We start from the raw sequence: 26,235 nt of genomic DNA, 5'->3' as shown, positions 1-26,235 counted from the left end.
ATGCGGCCCATGCCAGTTCGGTGCAGACCGATGCCTGCGCGCGCAAAGGCACCGAAGTGGTACAGCAGACCGTGCAGGTGATCGAGCAGATTTCCGTGGAGCTCAACGACGCAGCGCGCAGCATCGATGCGGTGAGCAAACAGTCGGATGTGATCGGGCAGATTGTGCTGACCATTCGTGGTATCGCCGACCAGACCAACTTGCTGGCGCTGAATGCGGCCATCGAAGCCGCCCGTGCCGGCGAACACGGGCGCGGTTTTGCCGTGGTCGCCGACGAGGTGCGCAACCTGGCCGCGCGCACCAGCAAGGCTACCCTGGAAATCGTCGATGTGGTGCGGCAGAACCACGACCTGTCGCTGCTGGCTGTGGCCAGCATGCAGTCAAGCCTGAACCGCACCGGCCATGGCGTGGCGCTGGCCAATGAAGCCGGCACGGTGATCATGGAGATTCAGCAAGGCTCAAGGCACGTGGTCGATGCCATCAGCCAGATCAGTTCGACGCTGCAATTGCATTGAGCGCAGCACGCATATCGTCCAGCAGGGCCTGCAGGCTGGCTTGCAGCCGTGCGCGCGGCTCGTCGGTCGGCGAGCCTTGCGCCTGGGCCGCTTCGATCGCTTCGCAATCCTGGACCACGGTGCGTACCCTGATCATCTTGGCACCGCCCTTGATGCGGTGGGCCAAGGCACGCAGCGCCTCTTCGGGCGCGTCCGCCGCCAGCGCATGCAGGGCCGCCAGGTCTTCACCAACGCTGATCGACAGTTGCTCGAGCAAATGCCTGGTGAGCTGCGCGTCGTCCTGAGTCAGGTGGCGTAGCTCATCCAGGTTCAAGCCGCCCGCGCGGGCTGTTGGCGCAGGTGGGCGGGCCTGGGGCAGGTGGGCTTTGAGGGTTCGCAAACCTATCGGCTTGAACAGGCAAACGTCCATCCCGCTGGCCAGGCAGCGGGTACGTTCCTCGGCCTGGGCATTGGCGGTGATGCCCAGAATCCGGCACCTGGGCAGGCTGCGCTCGGCCTCGAACTGGCGAATGCGCCGGGTGAGTTCATGGCCATCCATGACCGGCATGCTGCAATCGGTGATCACCACATCGAAGCGCCCCGCTTGCCAGCGGCCCCAGGCGACTTCACCGTTCTGCGCCAGGCTCACCTGGTGCCCAAGGGTGTGCAATTGCCGCTCCAGCAATAGCAGGTTGGCAGGGTAGTCGTCGACGATCAGCACATTCAAAGGGCCGTCGCTGTTTTCCAGTTGGGCCGGGTCCTCGGGCACGGCTGCCGGGGGCGCGCAGGTGGGCAGTTGCAGGTTCACTTGCACCCGGGTGCCGACGCCTTCGACGCTTTGCAGCTTCAGCGTGCCGCCCATCAGCTCGGCAAGCGTGCGGCTGATGACCAGGCCCAAGCCTGCGCCCTGGCGGGCCCTGGGGCCGTCGGCCTGGACAAAGGCATTGAACAGGCGGGCCTGGTCGGCAGGGCTGATACCGATGCCGGTGTCGCGCACATCCAGCTCCACCGGCAACATGTCATGGCCGGCGATAACCGGCAGAAGCAGGCTGGCCTGCACCTCGCCACGGTCGGTGAACTTGATGGCGTTGCTGATCAGGTTCGACAGGATTTGCTTGAGCCGCAGCGGGTCCGCCAGCACCCAGGCCGGTTCAGCGGGCAGTTCGCCGTGCAGGTGCAGGCCCTTGGCCCGGGCGTTGCCTTCGAACACGCGCAAGGTGGCGCGCACCAGTTCGCGCAGGTCCGTGGGCACGGGTTGCAGGGTGATGTGCCCGGACTCGATCCGGGAAATATCGAGAATGTCGCCAATCAGTTCCAGCAGGCCAAGCGCTGAATCATGGGCCGTCTGCAGCGTATGGATATCGCTGCGGCCGCTACGGCAGTCCTCCAGCGCCAGTTCCAGCAAACCGATCACGGCATTCATCGGGGTGCGGATTTCATGGCTCATGGTGGCCAGGAACGTGCTTTTGGTCTGGCTGGCCTGTTCAGCGTCGTCCTTGGCCTGGCGCAGTTGCTCCAGGAGCCCGCGGCTCAGTGCCAGCTGGTCCTGCAGGGCATGTTGCGCCTCGGTGCGCTGGTTGATCAGCTTGCGCAGGTAGCTGTTCCAGAACACCACGCCGGCCAGCAGCAGCGCCGACAGCACCAGCACTTGCAGGGCGAGGGTGCGGTAGTCGCGCCAGGGGCTGTCGCTGACCAGTGAGCTGGTGCGCCAGCGGTTGATCAACTGGGCCAGTTCTTCAGGCGGAATGCTCAGCAGCGCCTTGTCGAGAATGGCCTGTAGCTGGGGCTGGTCGGCGGCCACGGCGAAGGCGGCCAGGGCCGGGTCTTCATCGAGCACGCTGGCAATGCGCAGGCGGTCCTTGAATACATGGCTGATGTAGTACGCCGCATTGATGTGGTTGCTCAGGGCGACGTCGGCACGGCCATTGGCCACGGCCTCCATCAGGCCCAGCGGGTTGTCCACCTCGACCAGGCGGGCCTGCGGGTAGCGTTGCTGCAGCAAGGCGCGTTGCGGCGAGCCTTTGACCACCGCGATACGCTGGCCGTCCAGGGCCTTCAAAGGGGCGGGTGCGGTGATGTCGCTGCGGGTGACCAACACCCTTGGGCTGACCAGGTAAGGCCGGGTGTAGCGCAGTTGCCTGGCGCGGTCTGCGCCGTAGCCCAAGGCGCCGATCATCAGCGCATCACCTTGGTTCAGCCGCTCGACCATGTGGTAGGCCGATGTGCTTTCAACGGTCTTGAACTGCAACCCGGTGCGCAAGCCGATCTGCTTGAGCAGATCCAGGGTGATGCCGTTGGCGTTGTCCTGGGCGTCGTTGAAGGTCAAGGGCGCCAGTGATGTGTTGATCAGCACGTTGACCACCGGGTGCTCGGCAATCCAGGTTTCCTCTTCGGCACTGAGGGCCGTCAGGTGACGCTGCAACAACAGGCTGGTATTGCCACCGCTCCAGCGGCGCAGGATGTTCAGCCGTTCGCTTTCACTGATGCGGGCCAGTGCCTTGTCGACCAGCTGGCGCAAGTGCAGGTTGTCGCTGGACAGGGCGAACGCGAACGCTTCGGGGGCGGCCGGGGAAAAGTGGTCGATCTTCAACGTGCCCTGGAAGCTTTTGCCGATCATGAAGTCGGTACTGATGGCGTCGCCCAGGTAGGCGTCGGCCTCGCCCAGTTCGACAGCGGCCAGCCCGGCCAGGGTGGAGCGGTAGAGGCTCAGTTGCGCCTTGGGGTACAGGCTGCGTACGGTATTGGCGGGCAGGTAGTGATCAACCATGGCCAGGCGCAGGCCGGCCAGGTCGGGCGTGGCCTTCAGGCTGCGCCCCTCCCGGGTCACGACCACCGGCAGGTCGTCGGCATAGGGTGAGCTCAGGCTGAGGTGGGCGTCTGCTGCCTCGAAGGCGTTGGAGCTGCCCAGCAGGTCGATGCGCCCCTCATGCAGGGCAGTGATGGCCTCGTGGCGGCTGGCAAAACGGCGCACTTCGATGCCAATGCCAAGCTGCTCGCCGATCAGGCCGGCGTAATCGGCGCTCAGGCCTTCGTAGTCACGGGGGCTGACATTGATCTCGAAGGGCGGGTAGTCCGGCCGCGAGCTGCCCAGCACCAGTTGCCGGTGCTGCTGCAGCCACTGGCGGTCTTCGGCCGAGAGCGCCAGCGGCGCGGCAGCACTGACCGAGCGCGCCAACAACTGCCGGGGTTCGCTGCTGGCCTGCAACCCGCTGGCATTGGCCAGGCCGATGATCATGAAGGCGCTCGCCAGCAGGAACTTCATGCTCGCCAGCCGCTCAGTAGACGCTATTGCGCTTGGCCAGGTCGACCATCTCGACCAGCGATTCGGTCTTGAGTTTTTCCATGATGCGGCCCCGGTAGGTGCTGATGGTCTTGGCGCTCAGGTTCATGCAGGTTCCAATGTTCTTGTTGTTTTCGCCGCGTGCCAGGCGCCGCAGCACTTCCATCTCACGGTTGGAAAGGCTGGCCAGGCGCACCGGTTCGCTCTCCAGGGAGTTGCTGTTGACCGACATCTGCGGAAACGTCGAATAGCCCTTCACCAACGCCTTGAGTGCGAACAGCAGGGCCTCGTGGTCCTCTTCCTTGGTGACGAACGCGCCGATACCGGCATCCAGGCAACGGCGCACGTACAAGTCGGTGGCCTGGCCAGTGAGCACCATGATCTTGGGGGTTGGCTCCAGGCACTGAAGGCGCTTGATGACCTCCATGCCGTCCAGGCCAGGCAGGCCGATATCCAGCACCACTACGTCCGGGCGCAGTTCACGGGCCACCTGCGCCACCTCGCTGCCATTGCCGACTTCGCCGACGACATGGAAGCGCTCACGCTCGAGCAGTAGGCGCAACGACAACCGCACGATAGGGTGGTCGTCGACGATCAGCACGGTTGTCATGGGGAAAACTCCTGTCAGGATGTGGTCCGCTTCCTGGAACACTCAGGAATACGTTTGCAAGCGGGTTAATCGGAAGCGCAGCACCATACGGCCAAACCTGACGTTTGGTAATCCCGAGTATAGAAGTGTTGAAAGTTTCCGGACTACTTGTCGAAAATTCCTACAAGTAGTGGAAAAACATCACCACTGCCACAGTGGTGATGTCAGACAGGAAAGGGCGCTCAGGCGCAGCCAGCGGGGTTTCGACCCTGTGCAGGGCAAGCCTGGACGTGCTCAGTCGCCAGGCCGATACAGGTGGGCGTGACCGGCACGGTACAAGGCGGATTCGGCGAACGGCGCATCCCCCAGTACATGGCCTACCAGAATCAGTGCCGTGCGCCGGAAGTGCTTGGCGGCGCTGCGCTCGACGATGTTGCCCAGCGTGCCGCGCACCCAGTCCTGGTCTGGCCAGGTGGCGCGGTGCACCACGGCCACCGGGCACTCGGTGCCGTAGTGGGGCAGCAGCGCTTCAACGATCCGTGGCAGGTGCTTGACCCCCAGGTGAATCGCCAGGGTGCTGCCGTGGCGGGCCAGGTCGGCCAGCTGTTCCCCGGGTGGCATCGGCGAACTGTCGCCGTAGCGGGTCAGAATCACGGTCTGCGCCACTTGCGGCAGGGTCAGTTCACAGCCGAGCAGGGCAGCGCTGGCGGCGGTGGCAGTGACCCCGGGGATGATCTGGTAGTCGATACCCAGTGCCTTGAGGTGGCGGATCTGCTCGCCGATGGCGCCGTACAGGCTGGGGTCGCCGCTGTGTACCCGGGCGACATCCTGGCCGTGTTCGTGGGCGGTGCGCATCGCTGCGATGATCTGCTCCAGGTGCAGTTCGGCGCTGTTGATCACGGTACTGGCCTGGTGGCCTTCGAGCACGGCAGCGGGCACCAGCGAGCCTGCGTAGATGATCACCGGGCATTGGCGGATCAGCCGCTGGCCCTTGACCGTGATCAGTTCGGGGTCGCCGGGGCCGGCGCCGATGAAGTAGACGGTCATGGAATGTCCTTGCAAAAAAGGGTATGGCGCGTTCAGCAGGCCAGGGCGAGTGTCGCCGGGCCGAGCACCTGGCGCTTGAGCAACAGCCGTGGGCTGCCTTGTTGCCGATCGGCCAGGGCCAGTGCGGTGCTCTCGGCCACGCCCCAACACCCGGTGTGGGCATGGGCGGCGGCGGAGCGGTGGCTGAGCAGTGGCTGGTAAGTGTGCAGTTGCTGGCTATGGTACAGCACCAACGGCACACCCAGGTGCTCGGCCAGCTGCTGCAAACCCGGCTCGTCAGCCTTCAGGCTGATGCTGGCGATGCCGCGCAGGTCTGCCAGTGCCAGGCCGTGGTTGGCCAGTGCCTGGCACAACAGGGTGTGCAGGGTGGCCGCCGGGCAACCCCGGCGGCAGCCAAAACCGGCATAGAAAGTGCCCATCAGGCCTGGCTGGAACGCCGGAACAACCAGGCGCTGAGCAGGCCCAAGGCCAGCCAAAACGCCGCATTGGTCAGCCACGAGGCCAGCTTGAACTGGGTTTCCAGGGCCTGCGGGGCCAGGCTTTGGTGAACCTCGGGCTGCGGGGCGCCGAGCACATGCGGAATCACCAGCAGCACCGCGCCCAGCACTTTCAGCAGCCCGTGGCGGGCGAACACCAACAAGGCCAGGCCGAGCGCGGTGGCGCTGGCGGTGCCGACCCACCAGGCCTGGCGTTGCCCCAGGTCTGCTGCAGCGGTGCCTGGCAGTTCGGGCGGCAAGCCCAAGGTCGGGGCCAGGCAGAACACGGCGAACCCGGCCAGCCCCCACAAGGCACCGGTACTGGCGCGGGTGGGCGCGCGCAAGCTGTACAGCGCGGCGAGAACAAGGGCGAAGCCGACGGCAACCACCAGGTTGCCGCCCGTGGTGGCGAGCACTCGTTGCCAGCCATCTTCCGGCGACCAGGCCTCGGCGCTGTGTTCGTGGGCAGGCACTTCACTGCCATGCTCATGGTGCGCGGCAGGTGCCGAGGACTCGTAGGTTTCCGCCTGAAGAATCAGCGGGGCCACCCAGAAGCTTTGCAGCAAGGTCAGCAGCAGGGCGGCGAGCAGCCCGCTGAAACCCGCGGTGCGGGCGATGCGCATGATCATGGGGGCGTACTCAGTGGCAGGGGAAGGCGGCGCTGTGGCGGGTGTCGTGGGCGGCGTTATGCACCGCCTCGATGTGCGAGAACCCGGCGAAGTAGACCAGGCACAGGCCCAGCAAGCTGGCACCGACGGCAATGATGACGCGCTGGCTGAGGGTAGCGGGGGTGGCAAGGCTGTGTGGCTTGGTGCTGGCGACGGGCATGACGCGTTCCTCTGCTTTTTGTGGGCAATGGACAGGCGCGGCAGCCCCGGGCGCGGTTACCCAGGGGAATGCAACAGCGCCCGCCCACCGCGGGTTGTTCATGAACGCCAGGCCGGTCTCCGGGCTTGCGAGGAGGAGCAGGGCTCCTGGCAAGCGTCACCTTCCCATGCCGCACTACATGGCACAGTGGTACAGACGCTTCGCTCGCTTACCGTTGCGGGGGCAGCACCGGCATTGTCGGGCCCTGGTCAGGGCCTGCGACGCACCGGTTTCCCGTTTCACCCCATGAAGGGGCACCTGAACGTGAGGCGTAAGGAGAGCATGGGGCGGCCCTGGCGTCAATTACCCGGTGAGCTGCGCATGTGCCTGGGCCGGGTGGAGCAACCGTTAGCCCCGCGCGAATGCCGCCAGCTTGTCCCCGTCCAGGCGGTAGCGTACCCACTCATCCTGGGCCTCGGCGCCCAGCTTCTGATAAAAGCCGATTGCCGGTTCGTTCCAGTCCAGCACGCTCCACTCCAGGCGCCCACAGTTGTTGGCCACCGCCTCGCGGGCGATGTGCTGCAGCAACTGGCGGCCAGCCCCGTCACCGCGCTGTTCGGGGGTGATGTACAGGTCCTCCAGGTAGATGCCGTTGCGCCCCAGCCAGGTGGAATAGCTGTAGAAATACACGGCAAAGCCGATCGCCTGGCCATCGCGTTCGCAGACCAGGCTGTGCACTGTACTGCCTGCACCGAACAGGCTGTGCTCGATATCGGTCAGGGTCGCGACCACCTCGTGGCGCGCGCGCTCGTACTCGGCCAGCTCGGTGATGAAGTTGAGGATCTGCGCGGCATCGGCAGGCGCGGCAGGGCGAATGGAAAGGCTCATGAGACGGCTTCCTTGATCCAGAATGGCAGCACAGTAATGTGTATCTGCATAATTTGTTGTAACTGTAGTGGTCGCCTAGGAAAGCGACTCCGGTAGTGTGGCAGCACCCTCACTGAAAGTGGAATGCCCGCCATGCCTGCTGCAGAACCCGCGCTGGCTGATGCTGTTCAATGTCCTGATGGCCCTGCTGCTGGTGATTTCACTGTACCCGCTGCTGTTTGTAGAATCGGTGTTCCCCTAGCGTTGCGAGTGCCGTAAACCCATGCAGTTGATTCCCTGGTCCCATGAATGCGCCGAAGGCTTCACCTTGCGTGGTTGGCGAACCCCGGCCAGCGGCAAGCCACTGCTGCATTTCTTGCATGGCAACGGTTTTTGCTGTTTGACCTACCAGCCGTTGCTGATGCGCCTGGGTGAACATTTCGACCTGTGGCTATGTGATGTGCAAGGGCACGGTGACAGTGACCATGGCGGGGCGTTTCTGGGTTGGAACCGCACAGCGGCGCTGGCCGTGGAAGCCTTCGAAGCGGGCCGTGGCGAATACGGCGAAGTGGCCCGCTTTGCCGTGGGCCACAGCTTCGGCGGCGTGTTGACCGGGCTGATGTTAGCCAGTGACCCGCAGTTGTTCGCCCGTGCTGTGCTGCTCGATCCGGTGTTGTTCAGCCGCCGGATGCTCGGCGTGATGGGCGCCGCGGCGCTGGTTGGCCTGCACCAGCGTCATGCCTTGGCGCGCAAAGCCGCCAGCCGCCGCAGCCATTGGCCTGATCGCACAGCGGCGCTGGCTTCGCTGCAGGGCCGGGGCATTTTCAAAGGCTGGGCCGATGCGGCGTTGCAGGCGTATGTCGAGCATGCCATCGGCGATTGCGGCGAGGCCGTGGTGCTCAAGTGCCGACCCAGCCGCGAAGTGGAAATCTTCAGCTCGTTCCCCAAGCGCATGTGGGCCAGCCTGTGTGCAATCAATACCCCGACCCACGTGATCTATGGCAAGCACACCTATCCATTCGTGCCACGCTCGGTGCAGCGCCTGGTGTCGCTGAATGCCAGCATCAGCGCGCAGGAGGTCGCCGGTGGGCACTGCTTCATGCAGGAAGACGCGGCGATGACAGCCGAGCAGGTGCTGGCTTTCTTGCAGCGGTGATTGTTCTGTAGGTGGAACGATGTGGGCCGTTAAAGCCCTCTACCGGCAGATTGTCATCATTGATAAGGTGATCCAAACCGAAACAGGAGCCTTCTCATGAAAACCATTCTGGGTATCCACCACAGCCCCCACGCCCATTGGGTGGGTGATGGCTTCCCGGTCCGCAGCCTGTTCACCTATGACCACCTGGCCCGCCACATCAGCCCGTTTTTGCTGCTGGACTATGCCGGCCCGCATGCGTTCACCCCAACCCAGGCCCGGCGCGGCGTCGGCCAGCACCCGCACCGTGGTTTCGAGACAGTGACCATTGTCTACCAGGGCGAGCTGGAGCACCGCGATTCCACAGGGGCCGGCGGTCTGATCGGGCCGGGCGATGTGCAATGGATGACCGCCGCCAACGGCATCATCCATGAAGAATTCCATTCGCCAGCCTTTGCCGAGCGGGGCGGCATGCTGGAGATGGTGCAGCTGTGGGTCAACCTGCCCGCTCGCGACAAACGTGCGGCGGCGGGCTACCAGACACTGCTGGCCAGCGATATCCCGGTGGTGGCGCTGGCTAACCAGGCCGGCAGTGTGCGGGTGATAGCCGGGGATTACCAAGGCCGCCAGGGGCCGGCGCGCACTTTCACGGCCATGGACGTCTGGGACCTGCGCCTGAACAGCGGCGCTGCCTTGTCGTTGCCGGTGGCCGCCGGGCGCAACGCGGCGCTGGTGGTATTGCGCGGCCGCGTGCGGGTCAATGGTGAGCGCGAAGCCGGGCCGTCCAGCCTGGTGCTGTTCGACCCCGAGCTGGCGGATGTGCGGGTCGAAGCGCTCGAAGGCGCCAGCGTGTTGCTGCTCAGCGGTGAGCCGATCGACGAGCCGATCGTGGGTTACGGCCCGTTCGTGATGAACAGCCAGGCGGAGATTGCCGAGTCGTTCGACGACTTCCATGCCGGGCGGTTTGGCCAGCTGCAGCAGTAGAAGGGCGCGGGGCCGGTGCCGGCCCCCACTGAAGCCCTGCGCAACCATTCGTCGTGAAGTTCGTTGCTGCGACCGAACACCCGATCCCGGCAGGCGATCTTCCACTAAGGTGCTAGAGGATTCCCCGCATCATCATTGCCCCGGCGCATGGACGCCCGCCGTGGCATGCGCATTATCAATTGGCACCCAGCCCCACGAGGGCGTACTTCCTCACAACAGGCCATCCCACCGAGAGGGTCGTACCATGTCGTTGATAGGAGTTTCCATGCTCGAGCTGCGGCAGTTGATCGAGCATGCCTGCCTGCCAGATCGCTGTGAAATCAGCTGTACCGATGGTGACAACCTGACCATCCGCCTCGGTCAGGGCCAGAGCCTCGATGAGTGCTGCACCCTCAGCGGGGTGCCATTGCGCAGCCTCAACACCTGCCGCGATGTGCTGAACCTGGTGGAGCAATTGCATACCCTGCGTGACCGCCCGCCTGCACCGGTGAAGTCCATCGCCTGATGCGAGTGCGCGAACCCCGCTCAGCCCTTGGCTGGCGGGGGAAGGCCCGCGCGCTGGCGCCAGCCGTTGATTGCCTAGTGCAGTTCCACCAGCAGGTTCAACCCACCATCGCCACACTTGCCCTTGTCGCGAACGACCCCATGGTAGCTGCGACCATCCCACATGAATGCCACGCTATGGGCGCGCTCGACCTTGTGCGGGAGCGGTGGGCAGATGTGTACACGCAGCGCCGCGCGGCCCTGCAGATTCAAGGGCGCAAGTTGGCACTGGCATTCCACGGACTGCGCAACCGGCCCGAACAGGGTGTCGCGAACGTAGTCCAGTTGCAGCGCGGTATTGGGCGAACGGCCGGGCATCTTCATAGGGATTCGACTCGTTGACTACGGCAAGGACGGCAGGTCTGGCAAGGCATGACGGACTCCTGGCGGGCGGCAGTGTAATTATTCTCTGAACCCTGGGGTGGGCAGTCGTTCAACCTGTTTCATGCCGGTGTTGCACAGGCCCGGCAATGCCTAGCCACCGGCCTTGCGCAAGGTGAGGTTGATGCGCCGCTCGCCCATGCGCGGGTGCACGCCGGGCTTGATCGGCAGTACGCCATGAAAGCGCAGGCGGTCTTCGCCGCCCCACACCAGCACATCGCCGTGGCTGAGGGCAATGCGCTGGGTTTTGTCGGCCCGCTGCAACCCGCCGAACAGGAACACCGCCGGCAGGCCCAGCGACAGTGAAACGATCGGTTGGCCAAAATCGTGCTCGTCGCGGTCCTGGTGCAGGCTCAAACGTGTGCCCGGCAGGTAATGGTTGATCAGGCAGGCGTCCGGGGTGAAACCGTCGAAACCGGCCATGGCGGCAGCGCGGTTGGCCAGGGTGAGCAATATCGGCGGCAAGGCAGGCCAGGGCTGGCCGGTCAGCGGGTCCGAACGGCTGTAGCGGTAACCCTGTGCATCACTGACCCAGCCCAGTGTGCCGCAATTGCTCAGCGCCACCGCCATGCGCAGCCCGCCGGGCGTGTGCATGTGCCGAAACGGTGCGGCACGCAGCACCGGGCGCAACGCGTCGAGCAGTGGTTCGACTTCGCCCAGGGCAAACCCGGGCAACAGCACGGTTTCGCTTGCCAGGCGTTGTGGCTGAGGGCCGAACAGGTCGAGGTCGGACTGAATCATGGCCTGGGTATCGAATGGGGTAGGCCCATTGTAATGGGCTTCGTCGCCCAGGCCTATGCGCGGGTCAATACCCGTGGTCGCAATGTCAAGACTGAAACCGGTTTCAAAAGATTTCTGAACGCGCTAGATTACTCGGCTGTCTTTTTGAAGGCCCAACAAGACTCGCCCGCACAACACCAGATGGCGCTTATAAGGCCGCCCGCAGCCGATGAGGATTCACCATGCCCGAGCATGCTCCCGACAACCCGCGCAGGGACTTTCTGCGCAAGACCTTGACCTTGATCCCCGTGGTGACCGTCGCCAGCACCGGGCTCGGGGCTGGTGCCAGCCAGCTGCTGGCCGCGCCGCAGCAGGAACCGAAGGTGCCGGCAGCGCCACCGGCGGGCAAGTACCAGCCAACCTTCTTCAGTGCCGAGGAATGGGCCTTCGTGCAGGCCGCCGTAGCGCGCATCATCCCTGCCGATGCCCTCGGGCCCGGTGCGCTTGAAGCCGGGGCCGCCGAGTTCATAGACCGGCAGATGAATACCCCCTACGCGACCGGGGCTCAGTGGTACATGCAAGGCCCGTTCAACGCCGACGCCCCACCCGAACTGGGCTATCAACTGCAGTTGAACCCGCAGCAGATCTACCGCCTGGGCATCGCTGCAGTGGATGGCTGGTGCAAGGCCAACAGTGGGCAAGTGTTCGCTGCCCAAGACAGCGCTACCCAGGACCGGATACTTGGCAAAGTCGAGGCGGGTGAGCTGGCATTCGAGGCGGTACCGGCCACGGTATTCTTCAGCCTGCTGGTGCAGAACACCCGTGAGGGGTTCTTCTGTGACCCGATTCATGGCGGCAACAAGGGCATGGTCGGCTGGACCCAGATCGGCTTCCCGGGCGCGCGCGCCGACTTCATGGACTGGGTGGAGCGCAACGAGCCGTACCCGTTCCCGGCTGTATCGATCCGCGGCGAGAGGGCCTGAGGCATGGCGACTGTTTTGAAAAAGGTGGATGCCGTCATTGTCGGTTTTGGCTGGTCGGGTGCGATCATGGCCAAGGAGTTGACCGAAGCCGGCCTGCAGGTGGTGGCCCTGGAGCGTGGGCCGATGCAGGACACCTACCCGGAGGGTAGCTACCCGCAGGTAATCGACGAGCTCACCTACAGCGTGCGCAAGAAGCTGTTCGTCGACGTGTCGAAAGAAACCGTCACCATTCGCCATAGTGTGAACGACGTGGCACTGCCTAACCGCCAACTGGGCGCCTTCCTGCCTGGCAAGGGCGTGGGTGGGGCAGGCTTGCACTGGTCGGGTGTGCATTTCCGGGTAGACCCGGTGGAGTTGCGCCTGCGCAGCCATTACGAGGAGCGCTACGGGCGCAAGTTCATCCCTGAGGGCATGACGATCCAGGACTTCGGCGTCAGCTACGAAGAGCTGGAACCGTATTTCGACTTTGCCGAGAAAGTGTTCGGCACGTCCGGCCAGGCCTGGACGGTCAAGGGCCAGCTGGTAGGTGAGGGGCGGGGTGGCAACCCTTATGCACCCGACCGGTCCAACCCGTTCCCGCTGCCGGCGCAGAAGAACGTGGTGTCGGCCAGGCTGTTCGAAAAGGCCGCCAGCAGCCTGGGCTACAAGCCCTACAACCTGCCCTCGGCCAACACGTCAGGGCCTTACACCAACCCCTACGGCGCGCAGATGGGGCCGTGCAACTTCTGTGGTTTCTGCAGCGGCTACGTGTGCTACATGTATTCCAAGGCATCGCCGAATGTGAATATTCTGCCAGCGCTGCGGCAAGTGCCGAATTTCGAGTTGCGGGCCAACGCCCATGTGCTGCGGGTGAACCTGGACGACAGCAAGCGCAAGGCGACCGGCGTGACCTACATCGACGCCCAGGGGCGCGAGGTGGAGCAGCCGGCCGACCTGGTGATCCTGGCGGCGTTCCAGTTCAACAACGTGCGCTTGATGCTGCTTTCCGGTATCGGCAAACCCTACGACCCGGTGAGCAACGAGGGTGTGGTCGGGCGCAACTTTGCCTACCAGAACATGGGCACGGTCAAGGCGTTCTTCGACAAGGACACCTACACCAACAACTTCATCGGCGCCGGTGGCAATGGCATCGCCATCGATGACTTCAACGCCGACAACTTCGACCATGGCCCGCACGGCTTCGTCGGTGGCTCGCCAATGTGGGTGAACCAGGCTGGCAGCCGGCCCATCGCCGGTACTGCCAACCCGCCTGGCACCCCGGCCTGGGGCAGCGCCTGGAAGAAGGCCACGGCCGACTATTACACCCATCAGGTGTCGATGGACGCCCACGGCGCCCACCAGTCCTACCGTGGCAATTACCTGGACCTGGACCCGACCTACCGGGACGCCTACGGCCAGCCACTGTTGCGCATGACCTTCGACTGGCAGGAAAACGACATCAGGATGAACCAGTTCATGGTCGACAAGCTGAGCAAGATTGCCCAGGCGATGAACCCCAAGGCCATTGCCGTGCTGGGCAAGAAGGTCAAGGACCACTTCAACACCGCCAGCTACCAGACCACCCACCTGAACGGCGGCGCGATAATGGGCACCGACCCGAAAACCAGCGCGCTCAACCGTTACCTGCAGTGCTGGGATGTACACAATGTGTTCGTTCCGGGGGCATCTGCATTCCCCCAGGGGCTGGGTTACAACCCCACCGGGCTGGTGGCGGCGCTGACCTACTGGTCGGCTCGGGCCATTCGTGAGCAGTACCTGAAAAACCCTGGCCCGCTGGTCCAGGCTTGAGGAGCGATGAGCATGAAGACAATGTTGATCGCAACCCTGCTGCTGGGCGCCGGCGTGGCTGGCCAGGCCGTTGCCGCTGAAGATGCGCAGGTGCGCCAGGGTGAATATTTGGCCCGCGCCGGTGACTGTGTGGCCTGCCACACCGCAAAGGGGGGCAAGCCCTTCGCCGGTGGCCTGCCGATGCAAACACCTATCGGCACGGTGTACTCCACCAATATCACCCCGTCCGCCAGCGGCATTGGCGATTACAGCTTCGAAGACTTCGACCAGGCTGTACGCAAAGGCATCGGCAAGGACGGCAGCACCCTGTACCCGGCCATGCCATACCCTTCGTACGCGCGGATCACCGAGCAGGACATGCAGGCGCTGTACGCCTATTTCATGAAGGGCGTCGAGCCGGTGGAGCAGCCCAACCAGGCTACCGATATTCCCTGGCCGCTGAGCATGCGTTGGCCGTTGGCCATCTGGCGTGGCCTGTTCGCGCCTGCGGCAACGCCCTGGCAAGCCTCCGCAGCGGCTGACCCGGTGGTCGACCGTGGCGCGTACCTGGTCGAAGGCCTGGGGCATTGTGGTGCCTGCCACACCCCGCGGGCGCTGACCATGCAGGAAAAGGCGCTGAACCCGGCCGAGGGCAAGCAGTTCCTTGCCGGCAGCGCGCCACTGGAGGGCTGGATCGCCAAGAACCTGCGCGGTGATCACAAGGACGGCCTGGGCAGTTGGAGCGAAGCCGAGCTGGTGCAGTTTCTCAAGACCGGGCGCAGTGACCGCAGTGCGGTGTTCGGCGGCATGAGCGACGTGGTCGAGCACAGCATGCAGTACATGACCGATGCCGACCTGACGGCGATTGCCCGTTACCTGAAGACCCTGCCGCCCAGCGACCCGAACGACCAGCCGCATGTCTACGGCAAGCAGGTGGCCGATGCCCTGTGGCGCGGTGACGACAGCAAGCCTGGCGCCGCGGTGTACATCGACAACTGTGCCGCTTGCCACCGAACCGATGGCCAGGGCTACACCCGAGTGTTCCCGGCCCTGGCCGGCAACCCGGTGGTGCAGACGGCGGACGCCACCTCGCTGATTCATGTGGTGCTGGCAGGCGGCACGGTACCGGCGACGCATACCGCACCGTCGAACTTCACCATGCCAGCGTTTGGCTGGCGCTTGAGCGACCAGGAAGTTGCCGAGGTGGTGAACTTCATCAGGACCAGCTGGGGTAACCAGGCAGGGGCGGTTACCGCCGGGGATGTGAAGGCATTGCGCTGATAGGGGGTGGCCTCAGGTTCGGCGAAGGCATTGTGTCGCCGAACCTGGCCTTGCCCGGCTGGCCAGTCCGGTCGCTTCGGCCGACCAACGGCATATTGACGAAAGCACCAAGTTTTGGTGTATTGAAACCGGTTTCATCGTCCACCTAATAATCATAAGGACACCCATGACCGACGCGCCTGCCCATGCCCGCGAACGGGTCACCATCAGCGAAGTCGCGCGAGTGGCTGGCGTTTCCAAAGCCACGGTCTCGCGCTACATCGGTGGCGATCGCCAGTTGCTGGCCGACGCCACCGCCAAGCGCCTGGCCGAGGTCATCGAACGCCTTGGCTACCGCCCCAACCAGATGGCCCGTGGCCTCAAGCGCGGGCAGACGCGCCTGATCGGCATGCTGGTTGCCGATATTCTCAACCCCTATTCTGTAGCCGTGATGCATGGCGTGGAAACCGCCTGCCGCCAGCATGGTTACAGCCTGGTGGTGTGCAACACCAACCGTGACGACGACCAGGAGCGCCACCACCTGGTCGCCCTGCAGAGCTACAACGTCGAAGGCCTGATCGTGAACACGCTGGGGCACCACCCTGGCGAACTGCTCAACCTCCAGCGCGACCTGCCCATGGTGCTGGTCGACCGTCAACTCCCTGAACTGAATGCCGACCTGGTCGGCCTGGATAATGCCGACGCCGTCGAGCAGGCTGTGGACCACCTGCAGGCACGCGGCTACCGGGATATCCTGGCGGTGAGCGAGCCGCTCGATGGCACCAGCTCGCGCCTGGAGCGGGTGCAGGCGTTCGGGGCCTCGGTCAGCCGCCGCCCAGGCATGCGTCAGCAGGTGCTGGAAACCGGCGATGGCCTGGCAGGGCGGTTGGCCGCGTTCTTGGCTGACCGGGGTCATGGCCCGCAAGCCATTTTTACCTGCAACGGTGTTGCCACCCTGGCCGTGACCCGTGCCCTGCATGACGCCGGTTGCAATCTGTTTGCCGATGTCGGCCTGGTCGCACTCGACGATCTGGACTGGTACCCCCTGGTCGGCACTGGCATCACGGCATTGGCCCAGCCTACCGAACGCATCGGTGTAGCAGCCTTCGAAAGCCTGCTCGGCCGGCTTCGCGGCGATGGCGCAGCGGCACGACGCATCGAATTCAAGGCCAACCTGGTCATCCGCGGCTCGACCCGACCCCAGTAAGCAGCGGCAGGCCTTGTGCCTGACGCTGCCGTATAAAAATGAAACCGGTTTCAAAAGGATAAAAACAATGTACCCGAACCCCGTTTCCATCAGCCTCTCCAGCTATGGCGCCGACTTTGTCCGGCAACGTGGCCAGGAGCAGTTTCTCGACCTTTTGGCCGCCGCAGGCGTCAGCCGGGTGGAGTTGCGTGAAGAATTGTTCGCCAGTGCACCCGATGCCGCGGCACTGGGTGCCGTGATTGCCGGGTTGGGCATGGAGTGCCTGTATTCGACCCCGCTGGAGCTGTGGACGGCGCAGGGCGTGCCCGACCCTTCGCTGGTGCACAAACTGGACACCGCGCGGGCGTTGGGCGCGGTGGCGCTGAAAGTGTCCTTGGGCCATTTCAATGAACACTGCGACCTTTCGGCCTTGGCGGCGCTGCTGCCCGCGCAGGGGCCGTTGCTGTTGGTGGAAAACGACCAGACCCTGCAAGGCGGCAGAATCGAGCCCCTGCAGCGCTTCTTCGAGCAGGCCGATGCATGCGGCTTGAACCTGGGCATGACGTTCGATATCGGTAATTGGCACTGGCAGGGCGAGGTGGCGTTGCACGCTGCCCGGCAACTTGGCCGGTGGGTGCGCTATGTGCATTGCAAGGGCGTACAGCGCCGTGCCGACGGCCGCCTGGTCGCCGTGCCGCCGCAAGCATCAGACCTGCGCGCCTGGGCCGAGCAACTGGCCGAATTCGCCCCTGGGGTGGTACGCGCCGTCGAGTATCCCCTGGCCGGCGACGACCTGTTGGCCCTGACCCGGGCCCAGGTGCACAGCCTGTCGCGGCTGGGTGCTGACCAGGAGGTGGCCCATGCATGAGCATGACGTGCTGTGCTTTGGCGAAACCATGGCCATGTTCGTCGCCGAGCACTGCGGCGACCTGGCCAGTGTCGGGCAGTTCGGCAAGCGTATCGCCGGCGCGGACAGTAACGTGGCCATCGGCCTTGCACGGCTGGGCTTCAAGGTACGCTGGCTGAGCCGGGTAGGTGACGACTCGCTGGGGCGCTTCGTGCTCGACAGCCTGCGCCGTGAAGGCCTGGACTGTTCGGCGGTGGAAGTGGATGGCCACTGCGCCACCGGCTTCCAGCTCAAGGCCCGTTGCGATGATGGCAGCGACCCCGCGGTCGAATACTTCCGCCGGGGTTCGGCAGCCAGCCGGTTGTCGCCTGCGCTGCTGCAACCTGGCTTGCTGCAAGCGCGCCACCTGCATGCCACGGGCATCCCGCCGGCGCTGTCGGAAAGCTGCCGGGCACTGTCGCACGGGCTGCTCGACGCCATGCGTGCAGCCGGTCGCAGCATCTCGTTCGACCCCAACCTGCGGCCCTCGCTATGGCCGGACCAGGCCAGCATGGTGCGCGAAATCAATGCCCTGGCGAGCAAAGCCGACTGGGTCTTGCCAGGCCTGGAAGAGGGCCGCCTGCTGACGGGCCAGCACAGCCCCGCCGATATCGCAGCGTTCTACCTCGACCAAGGCGTGGAACTGGTGGTGATCAAGCTGGGCGACGCCGGAGCCTACTGGCGCAGTGGCAACGGCGAGGGCCAGGTCGCCCCTGTAGCCGTCAGCCGTGTCGTGGACACCGTCGGCGCCGGTGATGCGTTCGCCGTGGGCGTGCTCAGCGCACTGCTCGAGGGGCGCCCAGTGGCAGAGGCGGTGGCGCGTGGCAACTGGTGCGGCAGCCGCGCCGTGCAATCGCGCGGCGACATGGAAGGGCTGCCGCTGCGTCACGAACTGGAGGCCTACGACCTGCGCAGAAGTGCCTGAATGCTGTAACCGGAATCACCTGTTGCCACAAAAACAACAAGCTCAGGAGTCAAAGACCATGCAAAGCCAAAAACTGGCACCGCGTCGCTGGTGGTACATCATCCCGATCGTGTTCTTCACCTACAGCCTGGCTTATCTGGACCGCGCCAATTACGGCTTCGCCGCCGCCTCGGGCATGGCCGAAGACCTGCACATCACGCCCGTGCTGTCGTCCTTGCTGGGGGCGTTGTTCTTCCTTGGCTACTTCTTCTTCCAGGTACCTGGGGCCATCTACGCTGAAAAACGCAGCGTGAAGAAGCTGATATTCGTCTGCCTGATCCTCTGGGGCGGTTTGGCCACGCTTACCGGGATGGTCAGCAATGTCTACATGCTGATCGGCATCCGCTTCCTGCTGGGCGTGGTCGAGGCCGCAGTGATGCCCGCCATGCTGGTGTACTTGTGCCACTGGTTCACCCGTGCCGAGCGCTCCCGCGCCAACACCTTCCTGATGCTCGGCAACCCGGTCACCATCCTGTGGATGTCGGTGGTGTCGGGTTACCTGATCAAGCATTACGACTGGCGCTGGATGTTCATCATCGAGGGCCTGCCGGCGGTGATCTGGGCGTTCTTCTGGTGGCGCCTGGTGGATGACCGCCCAGCCCAGGTCAGCTGGCTGAGCGCCCAGGAAAAAGCAGACCTGCAACAGGCGCTGGCGGCCGAGCAGCAGGGCATCAAGCCGGTCAAGAACTACCGCGAGGCATTCCGCTCGCCGCAGGTGATCATCCTGGCGCTGCAGTACTTCTGCTGGAGCATTGGCGTGTACGGCTTCGTGCTGTGGTTGCCGTCGATCCTCAAGCAGGCGGCCAACGTCGACATTGTGCAGGCCGGCTGGCTGGCCTCGGTGCCCTACCTGGCGGCGGTAGTGGCCATGGTGGGCGTGTCCTGGGCGTCTGACCGCGTGCAAAAGCGCAAGCGCTTCGTGTGGCCGCCGCTGCTGATCGCTGCCGTGGCGTTCTATGGCTCTTATGCCCTGGGCACCGATCACTTCTGGTGGTCGTACGCGCTGCTGGTGGTCGCTGGCGCCTGCATGTACGCGCCCTATGGCCCGTTCTTCGCCATCGTGCCCGAGATACTGCCGGCCAATGTCGCCGGGGGTGCCATGGCGCTGATCAACAGCATGGGGGCGCTGGGCTCTTTCGGCGGCTCCTGGCTGGTGGGCTACCTCAATGGCGCCACGGGTGGGCCTGGCGCCTCGTACCTGTTCATGTGCGGTGCGCTGCTGACTGCCGTGGCGCTGACGGCCGCCCTCAATACCTCCCAGACCTCCGGCCGGGCCAAACGCAATGGCACGCGCCTGGCGCTGAACCCTTAGGAATGACTGCAATGAAAAAACGAATCGTCTTGTACAAGCGCCTTTCCGATGACCTGATGGCGCGCCTGCACGCCCAGGTGGACGTGACCTGGGTGGACATTGCCCAGCCCGATGGCCTGGCGCGCCTGCGCGATGCCTTGCCAGGGGCGCACGGGTTGCTGGGCGCCAGCCTGCGCCTGGACGCCAGCCTGCTCGATTTGGCGCCGCAGCTGGAGGTCGTGTCCAGCGTTTCGGTCGGGGTGGACAACTACGACGTTGCGCAGCTCAGCCGCCGTGGCGTGATGCTGACCAATACCCCGGACGTGCTGACCGAAACCACGGCGGACACCGGTTTCGCCCTGATCCTGGCGACCGCCAGGCGGGTGGTGGAGCTGGCCAACTGGGTGCGTGACGGCCATTGGCAGGCCAACCTGGGGCCGGCGCATTTTGGCTGTGATGTGCATGGCAAGACGCTGGGCATCGTCGGCATGGGCCGCATTGGCGAAGCGTTGGCCCGGCGTGCTGCCGCAGGCTTTGGCATGCGCGTGCTGTACCACAGCCAGCGCGCCAAGCCCGACGTAGAAGCACGCCATGCTGCGCGCCAGTGCAGCCTGGACGCGCTATTGCAGCAAGCGGACTTCGTCTGCCTGACGGTGCCGCTCAGTGCCAGTACTGAAGGGCTGATCGGTGCGCGTGAGCTGGGGTTGATGAAGCCCGAGGCGATTCTGGTGAACATTTCCCGCGGGCGGGTGGTGGACGAGGCTGCGCTGATCGACGCGTTGCGCGCCAAGCGTATCCGAGGTGCAGGGCTGGATGTGTTCGTGCAGGAGCCGTTGGCGGTTGACTCGCCACTGCTGCAGCTGGACAACGTGGTAGCAACCCCGCACATCGGCTCTGCGACACAAGAGACTCGTCAGGCCATGGCGCGCTGTGCAGTGGACAACCTGCTCAGCGCGCTGGCGGGGGAGCGGCCTGCGAACCTGGTCAACGGCTGATCACAGGCGGCGCCGTCAGCGGCAGTTACCGGCCTTGCGGTAACCTGCCGCCTGCGCCTCACCTTCATTGGCGAAACTGACCTGGTTCTTGGCCGCTACCTGGGTGTAGCCGGGGCAGCCCACTGCCAGGTGGTAGACGTGGCTGTTGCGGTTGCCCAGCACCGAACCCGGCGCCCCGGCATTGGCCTGGCCCGGCTTGCCTGGTGCCTGGGCGGGCGCCGCTTGCGCCACGCCAACCCCGCTGGGTTTGTAATCCGCCGTCCACTTGCGCTGGCCGCTGACGAAAGGGTTGGCATGCCCCATGATCGCGGCGATGCGGCGGTCGCGCTCCTTTTCCCACGCTGACACCGGGTACTGCTTGTCCCAGGCCATCAGCACTTGTTGCTGCTGGCGCGACATGTTCAGGCGATAGCGGTCGTACATGTAGAAGGTGGTACGGGCCACCAGGCCTTTGACTTCGTCACGAGGCTCGGCGGCGCGCTGGGCGAAATCCACCTTGGTGGTGCACTGGCCGTATTCGCCGGCGTTGCCGCTGACCATGCCGTAGTTGAAGTTGCTGCGGTCGCCATTGACCTCACCCACGGCCGGGTACAGGTTGAACAGGTCGGCCTCCATGGCGCGGAACACCGGGTCGCTGTCCACACAATGCTCGCGCCCACCGTTCTTCCAGCATTGGCGCTGGTTGCCGAATGTATAGGCCGGCACGATGTGTTCCCATTCGGTGCGCTCGGCGCGATTTTGCTGCTTGCGCGTCTGATAGCCGCACGACGCCGCATCGACCCGCCCACCGGACTTGCCGACCCAGGTCCATTTGCAGCCGCAATACAGGTCGCCCATGGCACTGCTGGCTTGGTCCAGGTACACCTTCTGCTTGGCCACGACCTTGGCCTCGGTGAAGGTGGCAGGGGGTGTGGCCCACGCGGGCAAGCTAAAGGAAAACAGTAGAGTTACGGCATAAAGCAGTGATTTCATGAGAGAAAATATTCAAATGCGAGGACGCGCATTGTAATACTTTCATCGTCATTGGCCAGCACGCCGGGCATACCCGGCGTGCTGGCAATGGCCCACGCTACTTGAAGCCTGCCACCGCGTGCGGGATATACGGCGCCTGCAGCCGTGCCACTTCATCGGCACTGAGCTGCACCGACAGCGCGGCCAGCGCATCATCCAGATGGGCGGGTTTGGAGGCGCCGACGATCGGTGCGCTTACGCCGTTTTTGCCCAACACCCATGCCAGCGCGACCTGGGCCATTGGCACCCCCCGTTCGCCGGCAATCTGCTCGACGACATCGATGACCCGGCCATCTTCGACCTCGGTATCTTTATAGAACGACTGCCCGGACAGGTCGCTACGGGTGCGGTCGGTCTGCTGGCCGTTGGGGCGCGTGAGGCGGCCGCGGGCCATCGGGCTCCAGGGCAACAAGCCCACGCCTTGGTCCAGGCACAGCGGGATCATCTCGCGTTCTTCTTCGCGGTACAGCAGGTTGAGGTGGTTCTGCATCGAAACGAAGCGGCTCCAGCCGTTGCTGGCCGCTACCTGCTGAGCCTTGGCGAACTGCCAGGCATACATCGACGAAGCGCCGATGTAGCGCGCCTTGCCAGCCTTGACCACGTCGTGCAGGGCTTCCATGGTTTCCTCGATGGGCGTGTGGTAGTCCCAGCGGTGAATCTGGTACAGGTCCACATAGTCGGTGCCCAGGCGCGTGAGGCTGGCGTCGATGCTGGCCATGATCACCTTGCGGGACAAGCCCTGTTCATTGGGCCGGTGGGTGCCTTGCCCCATGTTCGGTGGGTAGAACACCTTGGTGGCGATGACCGTTTCTTCACGGCGCGTGAAGGCCTTCAGCAGTTTGCCGACGATCACTTCCGACGTGCCGGCAGAGTAGCTGTTGGCAGTGTCGAAGAAGTTGATGCCTTGCTCGACGGCATGGCGAATGATCGGCCGGCTGGCCTCTTCGTTCAAGGTCCAGGGGTGGGTGCCGGCATCCGGATCGCCGAACGTCATGCAACCCAGGCACAACCTGGAAATATCCAGGCCGGTGCTACCCAGCTTTACGTATTGCATCGTGATCTCCTAGGAAGGGGAAGGGATGAACCCAGCCTGCGGCTGGTGCTGATGGTAGTGAGTTCAGTAATGGGGGAGGTTCATCGAACGCCGTGTGACGCTGAACCTACCCCTGCCCAGCACCGCTGCCGGGTCAATGCCCGCCACGCATCCGCCGGGCGAGCAGGTAGATGCCCAGCCCGACCAGCGCGGTAGCCGCGCCGATGTAGCCGGTGCTGGTCCAGCCCATGCCGGCGGTAATCGCCATACCGCCCAGCCAAGGCCCCAGCGCATTGGCCAGGTTGAAGGCGGCATGGTTCGACGCTGCGGCCAGGCTTGGCGCTTCATGGGCAATGTCCATCAAGCGGATCTGCAACGGTGCCGCCAGGGCGATCATGGTGCCCACCAGGCCGATGCCCAGCAGCAGGCTCCAGAGCGCCTGCGCGGCGACGGTGAAGAACAGCAGCACGCCGATCGACCAAACCAGCACCAACCCCACCGCACGGAATTGCAACCGGTCGAACAGCTTGCCGCCTGCAATGTTGCCAACGATACCGCCCACACCGAAGGCCGCCAGGCCGAACGGAATCCACTGCGGCGCGACCTGGGTCACCTGCAGCATGGTCGGCGCCAGGTAGCTGAATACGCAGAACATGCCGGCAAAGCCAATGGCCGCGATGCCCAGTGCCATCCACACTTGCGGCAGGGCAAAGGCGCGCAGTTCCTTGCGTGGGTCGCTGCGCACCTCATCGTGCGGCTGGGGCACGAAGCGCCAGACCAAGGCAATGGTGCACAGGGCGATCACGCCGACCAGCACGAACGCCGAGCGCCAGCCAAAGTACTGGCCGAGGAAGGTGGCTACAGGGTTGCCTAGCAGCATGGCCAGCGTCAGGCCCAGCATCACCCGGGCCACGGCCCCGGCACGCTGGTCCTTGGCAACCATGCTCGAGGCCACCACCGCGGCGATGCCGAAATAGGCACCGTGGGGCAGGCCGCTGATGAAGCGGAAAGCCACCAGGCCGCTGAAGGAAGGGGCGAGGGCGGTGGCCAGGTTGCCCAGCGCATACAGCAGCATCAACAGCAGCAGCATGTGCTTGCGCAGCAGTTTGGCGCCCAGAATCGCCAGGGTCGGCGCACCGACCATGACCCCCAGCGCATAGGCACTGATGGCGTGGCCCACTTGCGGTTCGCTCAACTGCAGGTTGCTGGCAATGTCGGGCATCAGGCCCATGATGGAAAATTCACCGGTACCGATGGCGAAGCTGCCCAGCGCCATGGCGGCTTCCATCTTGGCGACGGCGCTTTTGCTGGGCGGCGGGGGGAGTTGCTGGACTGACATCTGAATCCCTTGTTGGGCCTATGTTGAAACATGCTGAAACGTTCAAGGCGGGATGATAGTCAATCGGTGGGCGCAACGTCGAGGCAGCGCCGCCGCTCAAACCAGGGGCCAGGCGCCGATCAGCGCTCCAGGTAATGCGTTTGTGCGGCGAAATCGATGAAGCGTTTGCTGGCCAGCGACAGGTATTCACCTGAACGCCAGCACAACCTGAAGCTCATCTGCTGTGCCGGGCGGAAGGGTACGCCGACAATGCCCGGTGTACGCTGCTGCACCGAGCGCAGCAGGGTGGCCACGCCCATGTTGTCCAGTGCTGCCTGCACCACCAGCGAGACGAAATTGCTCTGCAGGGCCACTTGGTAGGTAATGCCGTGTTCGGCGAAAAATGCGTCCAGCAGGTGGCGCTGCACGAAGGTCCGGTCGAATACCACCATGTCGGTATTGCGCAGGTCTTCGGCGGTGAGAAATGCCTTGCCGGCATAAGGGTGGTCGGGGTGCATGCACGCCAGCATCTCGTCGCTGCCCAGCAGGATCGACTCCTTGTCCAGCGGTACGCGCCGCGATTCCAGCAACGCCAGGTCGATTTCCCGTTGTTCGAGGCGCTGGCCGATGTCGGCGGCGCTGCCCTCGAACACGGTCATGGCGATACCGGGGTACGACTGACGGAACGCGTTCATCAAGCCTGGCACATAGTGCAGGCCGAACATTGGCGGGATACCCAGGCGTACTTCGCCGCGCTTGAGGTCCGCCATGTCGCGCAGCTCCTGCCGGGCCACATCCATTTCGCGCAGGGCCGAGGCAATGCGTGGCAGGAACTGCTCGCCCTCGGCCGTGAGCAGCACCTTGCGGGTGGTGCGGTTGAACAGGGTCACGCCCAGCTCTTCCTCCAGCCGGGTAACCGCCATGCTCAACGCAGGCTGGGCTATGTGCAGGTGTTGCGCTGCTTTGGTGAAGCTGCCTTGGCGGACGATTTCGACGCAGCAACGCAGTGCCTTGAGGTTCATTGGGGCGTACGACCTTTCGTAGTCATTGCATTTATAACGAACTGTGATGCCACGCATCATAACAATATATTTATTATTATTAACCAGAGGGCCTACGATGCGCGCCACTGAGACATCCTGCAACATCTCAGTCACGCAGCCGATTTCGCTGCAATCCCCCAAAGATTTTGAGGTAGTACCCTAAATGGCCAAGGCCGCCGATGTCGTTGTGCAATGTCTGGAAAACGAAGGTGTCGAGTATGTATTCGGCATTCCTGGTGAGGAAAACCTCGACCTGCTCGAATCCCTGCGCAAGTCGAAGATCAAACTGGTACTGACCCGTCACGAGCAGTCTGCAGGCTTCATGGCGGCTACCTACGGTCGCCTGACCGGCAAGACCGGCGTCAGCCTGTCGACCCTCGGCCCGGGTGCCACCAACCTGGTCACGGCCAGCGCCTATGCCTACCTGGGCGGCATGCCGATGATGATGATCACCGGCCAGAAGCCGATCAAGAAGTCCAAGCAGGGCCGCTTCCAGATCATCGACGTGTGCGGCATGATGGACCCCATCACCAAGTACACCCACCAGTTCGCTTCGGCCGACAACATCCCTTCGCGCATGCGTGAAGCCTTCCGCCTGGCTGAAGAAGAAAAGCCGGGTGCCGTGCACCTGGAACTGCCGGAAGACATCGCCGCCGAGCAGACCGACGCGCTGCCGATCCCGCGCAGCCTGCACCGCCGCCCGCTGGCCGAGCACGTGGCCATTGAAGCTGCCATCGAGAAATTGCGCACCGCACGTAGCCCTATCCTGGTGATCGGTGCCGGCGCCAACCGCAAGATGACCGCCAAGGTCCTCAAGCAACTGGTCGATAATACTGGTATCCCATTCGTCACCACCCAGCTGGGCAAGGGTGTGGTTGACGAGCGCAGCCCGCGCTTCCTGGGTAACGCTGCGCTGTCGTCCGGCGATTTCGTGCACCGTGCGATCGAAGCGGCGGACCTGATCGTCAACATCGGCCACGATGTGATCGAGAAGCCGCCGTTCTTCATGGTGCGTGGCGGCACCGAAGTCATCCATATCAACTTCCGCTCCGCCGAAGTCGATGCCGTGTACTTCCCGCAGGTTGAAGTGATCGGCGACATCGCCAACGCCGTGTGGCAGATCGCTGAAGGCCTGGGCGACACTTCGCACTGGGACTTCACCCGCCTCATGGCAA

General features: G+C 64.3%; 26 protein-coding genes, 1 pseudogene and 1 riboswitch. Of the genes and pseudogenes, 14 read left to right on the top strand and 13 right to left on the bottom strand.

The window, feature by feature from the left end; genetic code table 11:
• Nucleotides 1–20 precede the first annotated feature (20 nt).
• Nucleotides 21–515 carry a methyl-accepting chemotaxis protein gene (locus DMX12_RS30400; protein ID WP_370593812.1) on the top strand — a complete coding sequence of 165 codons (495 nt, stop codon included), beginning with the start codon at nucleotides 21–23 and terminating at the stop codon, nucleotides 513–515.
• Here the strand turns inward: DMX12_RS30400 and DMX12_RS20325 are convergent.
• The 7 genes from DMX12_RS20325 to DMX12_RS20295 form a co-directional block, all read right to left on the bottom strand.
• The gene (locus DMX12_RS20325) at nucleotides 490–3,756 is read right to left on the bottom strand and encodes a transporter substrate-binding domain-containing protein (RefSeq protein WP_110679289.1); all 3,267 of its coding nucleotides are present in this window, start codon (nucleotides 3,754–3,756) and stop codon (nucleotides 490–492) included. The two genes, DMX12_RS30400 and DMX12_RS20325, sit on opposite strands and share 26 nt — an antisense overlap.
• 13 nt (nucleotides 3,757–3,769) lie before the next feature.
• Nucleotides 3,770–4,384 (bottom strand): response regulator transcription factor, encoded by a 615-nt coding sequence (locus DMX12_RS20320; RefSeq protein ID WP_009682293.1) that lies wholly within the window; start codon nucleotides 4,382–4,384, stop codon nucleotides 3,770–3,772.
• A gap of 273 nt (nucleotides 4,385–4,657) precedes the next feature.
• Nucleotides 4,658–5,410 carry a precorrin-4 C(11)-methyltransferase gene (gene cobM / locus DMX12_RS20315; RefSeq protein WP_029885125.1) on the bottom strand — a complete coding sequence of 251 codons (753 nt, stop codon included), beginning with the start codon at nucleotides 5,408–5,410 and terminating at the stop codon, nucleotides 4,658–4,660.
• Nucleotides 5,411–5,442: 32 nt separating this feature from the next.
• On the bottom strand, nucleotides 5,443–5,829 hold the full coding sequence (locus DMX12_RS20310) for a cobalamin biosynthesis protein (RefSeq protein ID WP_110679288.1): 387 nt from the start codon (nucleotides 5,827–5,829) through the stop codon (nucleotides 5,443–5,445).
• Nucleotides 5,829–6,515: a CbtA family protein gene (locus tag DMX12_RS20305; protein WP_009682289.1), complete on the bottom strand. Its 687-nt coding sequence runs from the start codon at nucleotides 6,513–6,515 to the stop codon at nucleotides 5,829–5,831. Before DMX12_RS20305 ends, DMX12_RS20310 begins: the two co-directional genes overlap by 1 nt.
• 10 nt (nucleotides 6,516–6,525) lie before the next feature.
• A complete protein-coding gene (locus tag DMX12_RS20300; protein WP_009682288.1) occupies nucleotides 6,526–6,714 on the bottom strand; it encodes a CbtB-domain containing protein in 189 nt (62 codons plus the stop codon).
• A gap of 92 nt (nucleotides 6,715–6,806) precedes the next feature.
• Nucleotides 6,807–7,030, bottom strand: a riboswitch (cobalamin riboswitch).
• A gap of 71 nt (nucleotides 7,031–7,101) precedes the next feature.
• Complete coding sequence (locus tag DMX12_RS20295) at nucleotides 7,102–7,581, bottom strand: GNAT family N-acetyltransferase (protein WP_110679287.1); 480 nt, start codon at nucleotides 7,579–7,581, stop codon at nucleotides 7,102–7,104.
• A gap of 136 nt (nucleotides 7,582–7,717) precedes the next feature.
• Between DMX12_RS20295 and DMX12_RS20290 the strand changes: the two are divergent.
• The 4 genes and pseudogenes from DMX12_RS20290 to DMX12_RS20275 all read left to right on the top strand — a co-directional run.
• Nucleotides 7,718–7,822 (top strand): annotated as a pseudogene (locus DMX12_RS20290) (LysE family translocator); the annotation flags it as partial.
• A gap of 21 nt (nucleotides 7,823–7,843) precedes the next feature.
• On the top strand, nucleotides 7,844–8,716 hold the full coding sequence (locus DMX12_RS20285; RefSeq protein ID WP_110679286.1) for an alpha/beta fold hydrolase: 873 nt from the start codon (nucleotides 7,844–7,846) through the stop codon (nucleotides 8,714–8,716).
• 96 nt (nucleotides 8,717–8,812) lie between these two features.
• Complete coding sequence (locus DMX12_RS20280; RefSeq protein ID WP_110679285.1) at nucleotides 8,813–9,679, top strand: pirin family protein; 867 nt, start codon at nucleotides 8,813–8,815, stop codon at nucleotides 9,677–9,679.
• A gap of 244 nt (nucleotides 9,680–9,923) precedes the next feature.
• The gene (locus DMX12_RS20275) at nucleotides 9,924–10,184 is read left to right on the top strand and encodes a DUF1652 domain-containing protein (RefSeq protein WP_110679284.1); all 261 of its coding nucleotides are present in this window, start codon (nucleotides 9,924–9,926) and stop codon (nucleotides 10,182–10,184) included.
• Between the two features lie 74 nt (nucleotides 10,185–10,258).
• Here DMX12_RS20275 and DMX12_RS20270 read toward each other — a convergent pair whose 3' ends face one another.
• On the bottom strand, nucleotides 10,259–10,546 hold the full coding sequence (locus DMX12_RS20270; protein WP_110679283.1) for a hypothetical protein: 288 nt from the start codon (nucleotides 10,544–10,546) through the stop codon (nucleotides 10,259–10,261).
• A 150-nt stretch (nucleotides 10,547–10,696) separates the two neighbouring features.
• Nucleotides 10,697–11,344, bottom strand: a complete 648-nt coding sequence (alkB, locus tag DMX12_RS20265) for a DNA oxidative demethylase AlkB (protein ID WP_029885117.1) — start codon at nucleotides 11,342–11,344, stop codon at nucleotides 10,697–10,699.
• A gap of 221 nt (nucleotides 11,345–11,565) precedes the next feature.
• On the opposite strand from alkB, the gene DMX12_RS20260 reads away from it, so the two are divergent.
• The 8 genes from DMX12_RS20260 to DMX12_RS20225 all read left to right on the top strand — a co-directional run bounded on the left by DMX12_RS20260 (nucleotide 11,566) and on the right by DMX12_RS20225 (nucleotide 20,655).
• Nucleotides 11,566–12,306 (top strand): gluconate 2-dehydrogenase subunit 3 family protein, encoded by a 741-nt coding sequence (locus DMX12_RS20260; protein ID WP_110679282.1) that lies wholly within the window; start codon nucleotides 11,566–11,568, stop codon nucleotides 12,304–12,306.
• Nucleotides 12,307–12,309: 3 nt separating this feature from the next.
• Nucleotides 12,310–14,094 carry a GMC family oxidoreductase gene (locus DMX12_RS20255; protein ID WP_009682279.1) on the top strand — a complete coding sequence of 595 codons (1,785 nt, stop codon included), beginning with the start codon at nucleotides 12,310–12,312 and terminating at the stop codon, nucleotides 14,092–14,094.
• 12 nt (nucleotides 14,095–14,106) lie between these two features.
• Entirely contained in the window at nucleotides 14,107–15,354 is a 1,248-nt protein-coding gene (locus DMX12_RS20250; RefSeq protein ID WP_110679281.1) for a cytochrome c, read from the top strand.
• 166 nt (nucleotides 15,355–15,520) lie between these two features.
• The gene (locus tag DMX12_RS20245; RefSeq protein WP_110679280.1) at nucleotides 15,521–16,540 is read left to right on the top strand and encodes a LacI family DNA-binding transcriptional regulator; all 1,020 of its coding nucleotides are present in this window, start codon (nucleotides 15,521–15,523) and stop codon (nucleotides 16,538–16,540) included.
• Between the two features lie 67 nt (nucleotides 16,541–16,607).
• The gene (locus tag DMX12_RS20240) at nucleotides 16,608–17,387 is read left to right on the top strand and encodes a sugar phosphate isomerase/epimerase (protein ID WP_110679279.1); all 780 of its coding nucleotides are present in this window, start codon (nucleotides 16,608–16,610) and stop codon (nucleotides 17,385–17,387) included.
• Nucleotides 17,380–18,330 carry a sugar kinase gene (locus tag DMX12_RS20235; RefSeq protein WP_110679278.1) on the top strand — a complete coding sequence of 317 codons (951 nt, stop codon included), beginning with the start codon at nucleotides 17,380–17,382 and terminating at the stop codon, nucleotides 18,328–18,330. Before DMX12_RS20240 ends, DMX12_RS20235 begins: the two co-directional genes overlap by 8 nt.
• A 58-nt stretch (nucleotides 18,331–18,388) precedes the next feature.
• Nucleotides 18,389–19,681, top strand: coding sequence for an MFS transporter (locus DMX12_RS20230; protein WP_009682274.1), 1,293 nt, complete (start codon nucleotides 18,389–18,391; stop codon nucleotides 19,679–19,681).
• Between the two features lie 11 nt (nucleotides 19,682–19,692).
• Nucleotides 19,693–20,655, top strand: a complete 963-nt coding sequence (locus DMX12_RS20225) for a D-glycerate dehydrogenase (protein ID WP_110679277.1) — start codon at nucleotides 19,693–19,695, stop codon at nucleotides 20,653–20,655.
• Between the two features lie 15 nt (nucleotides 20,656–20,670).
• Here DMX12_RS20225 and DMX12_RS20220 read toward each other — a convergent pair whose 3' ends face one another.
• From DMX12_RS20220 to DMX12_RS20205, 4 genes are all read right to left on the bottom strand, one after another.
• Entirely contained in the window at nucleotides 20,671–21,627 is a 957-nt protein-coding gene (locus tag DMX12_RS20220) for an endonuclease (RefSeq protein WP_054913492.1), read from the bottom strand.
• A gap of 97 nt (nucleotides 21,628–21,724) precedes the next feature.
• Nucleotides 21,725–22,720 carry an aldo/keto reductase gene (locus DMX12_RS20215; protein WP_110679276.1) on the bottom strand — a complete coding sequence of 332 codons (996 nt, stop codon included), beginning with the start codon at nucleotides 22,718–22,720 and terminating at the stop codon, nucleotides 21,725–21,727.
• A 133-nt stretch (nucleotides 22,721–22,853) separates the two neighbouring features.
• The gene (locus tag DMX12_RS20210; protein ID WP_110679275.1) at nucleotides 22,854–24,038 is read right to left on the bottom strand and encodes an MFS transporter; all 1,185 of its coding nucleotides are present in this window, start codon (nucleotides 24,036–24,038) and stop codon (nucleotides 22,854–22,856) included.
• A gap of 119 nt (nucleotides 24,039–24,157) precedes the next feature.
• Nucleotides 24,158–25,039, bottom strand: coding sequence for a LysR family transcriptional regulator (locus tag DMX12_RS20205; RefSeq protein WP_110679274.1), 882 nt, complete (start codon nucleotides 25,037–25,039; stop codon nucleotides 24,158–24,160).
• Between the two features lie 184 nt (nucleotides 25,040–25,223).
• Between DMX12_RS20205 and DMX12_RS20200 the strand changes: the two genes are divergently transcribed.
• Nucleotides 25,224–26,235: acetolactate synthase large subunit (locus tag DMX12_RS20200; RefSeq protein ID WP_110679273.1), on the top strand; the 1,012-nt coding region annotated here is incomplete at its 3' end.

The sequence above is a fragment of the Pseudomonas sp. MB-090624 genome, from assembly GCF_003205245.1.
In the GTDB taxonomy this organism is placed as follows: Bacteria; Pseudomonadota; Gammaproteobacteria; order Pseudomonadales; family Pseudomonadaceae; genus Aquipseudomonas; species Aquipseudomonas juntendi.
The sequence above is the reverse complement of the archived record's forward strand: the minus strand, read 5'-3'. Positions and strand labels throughout refer to the sequence as shown.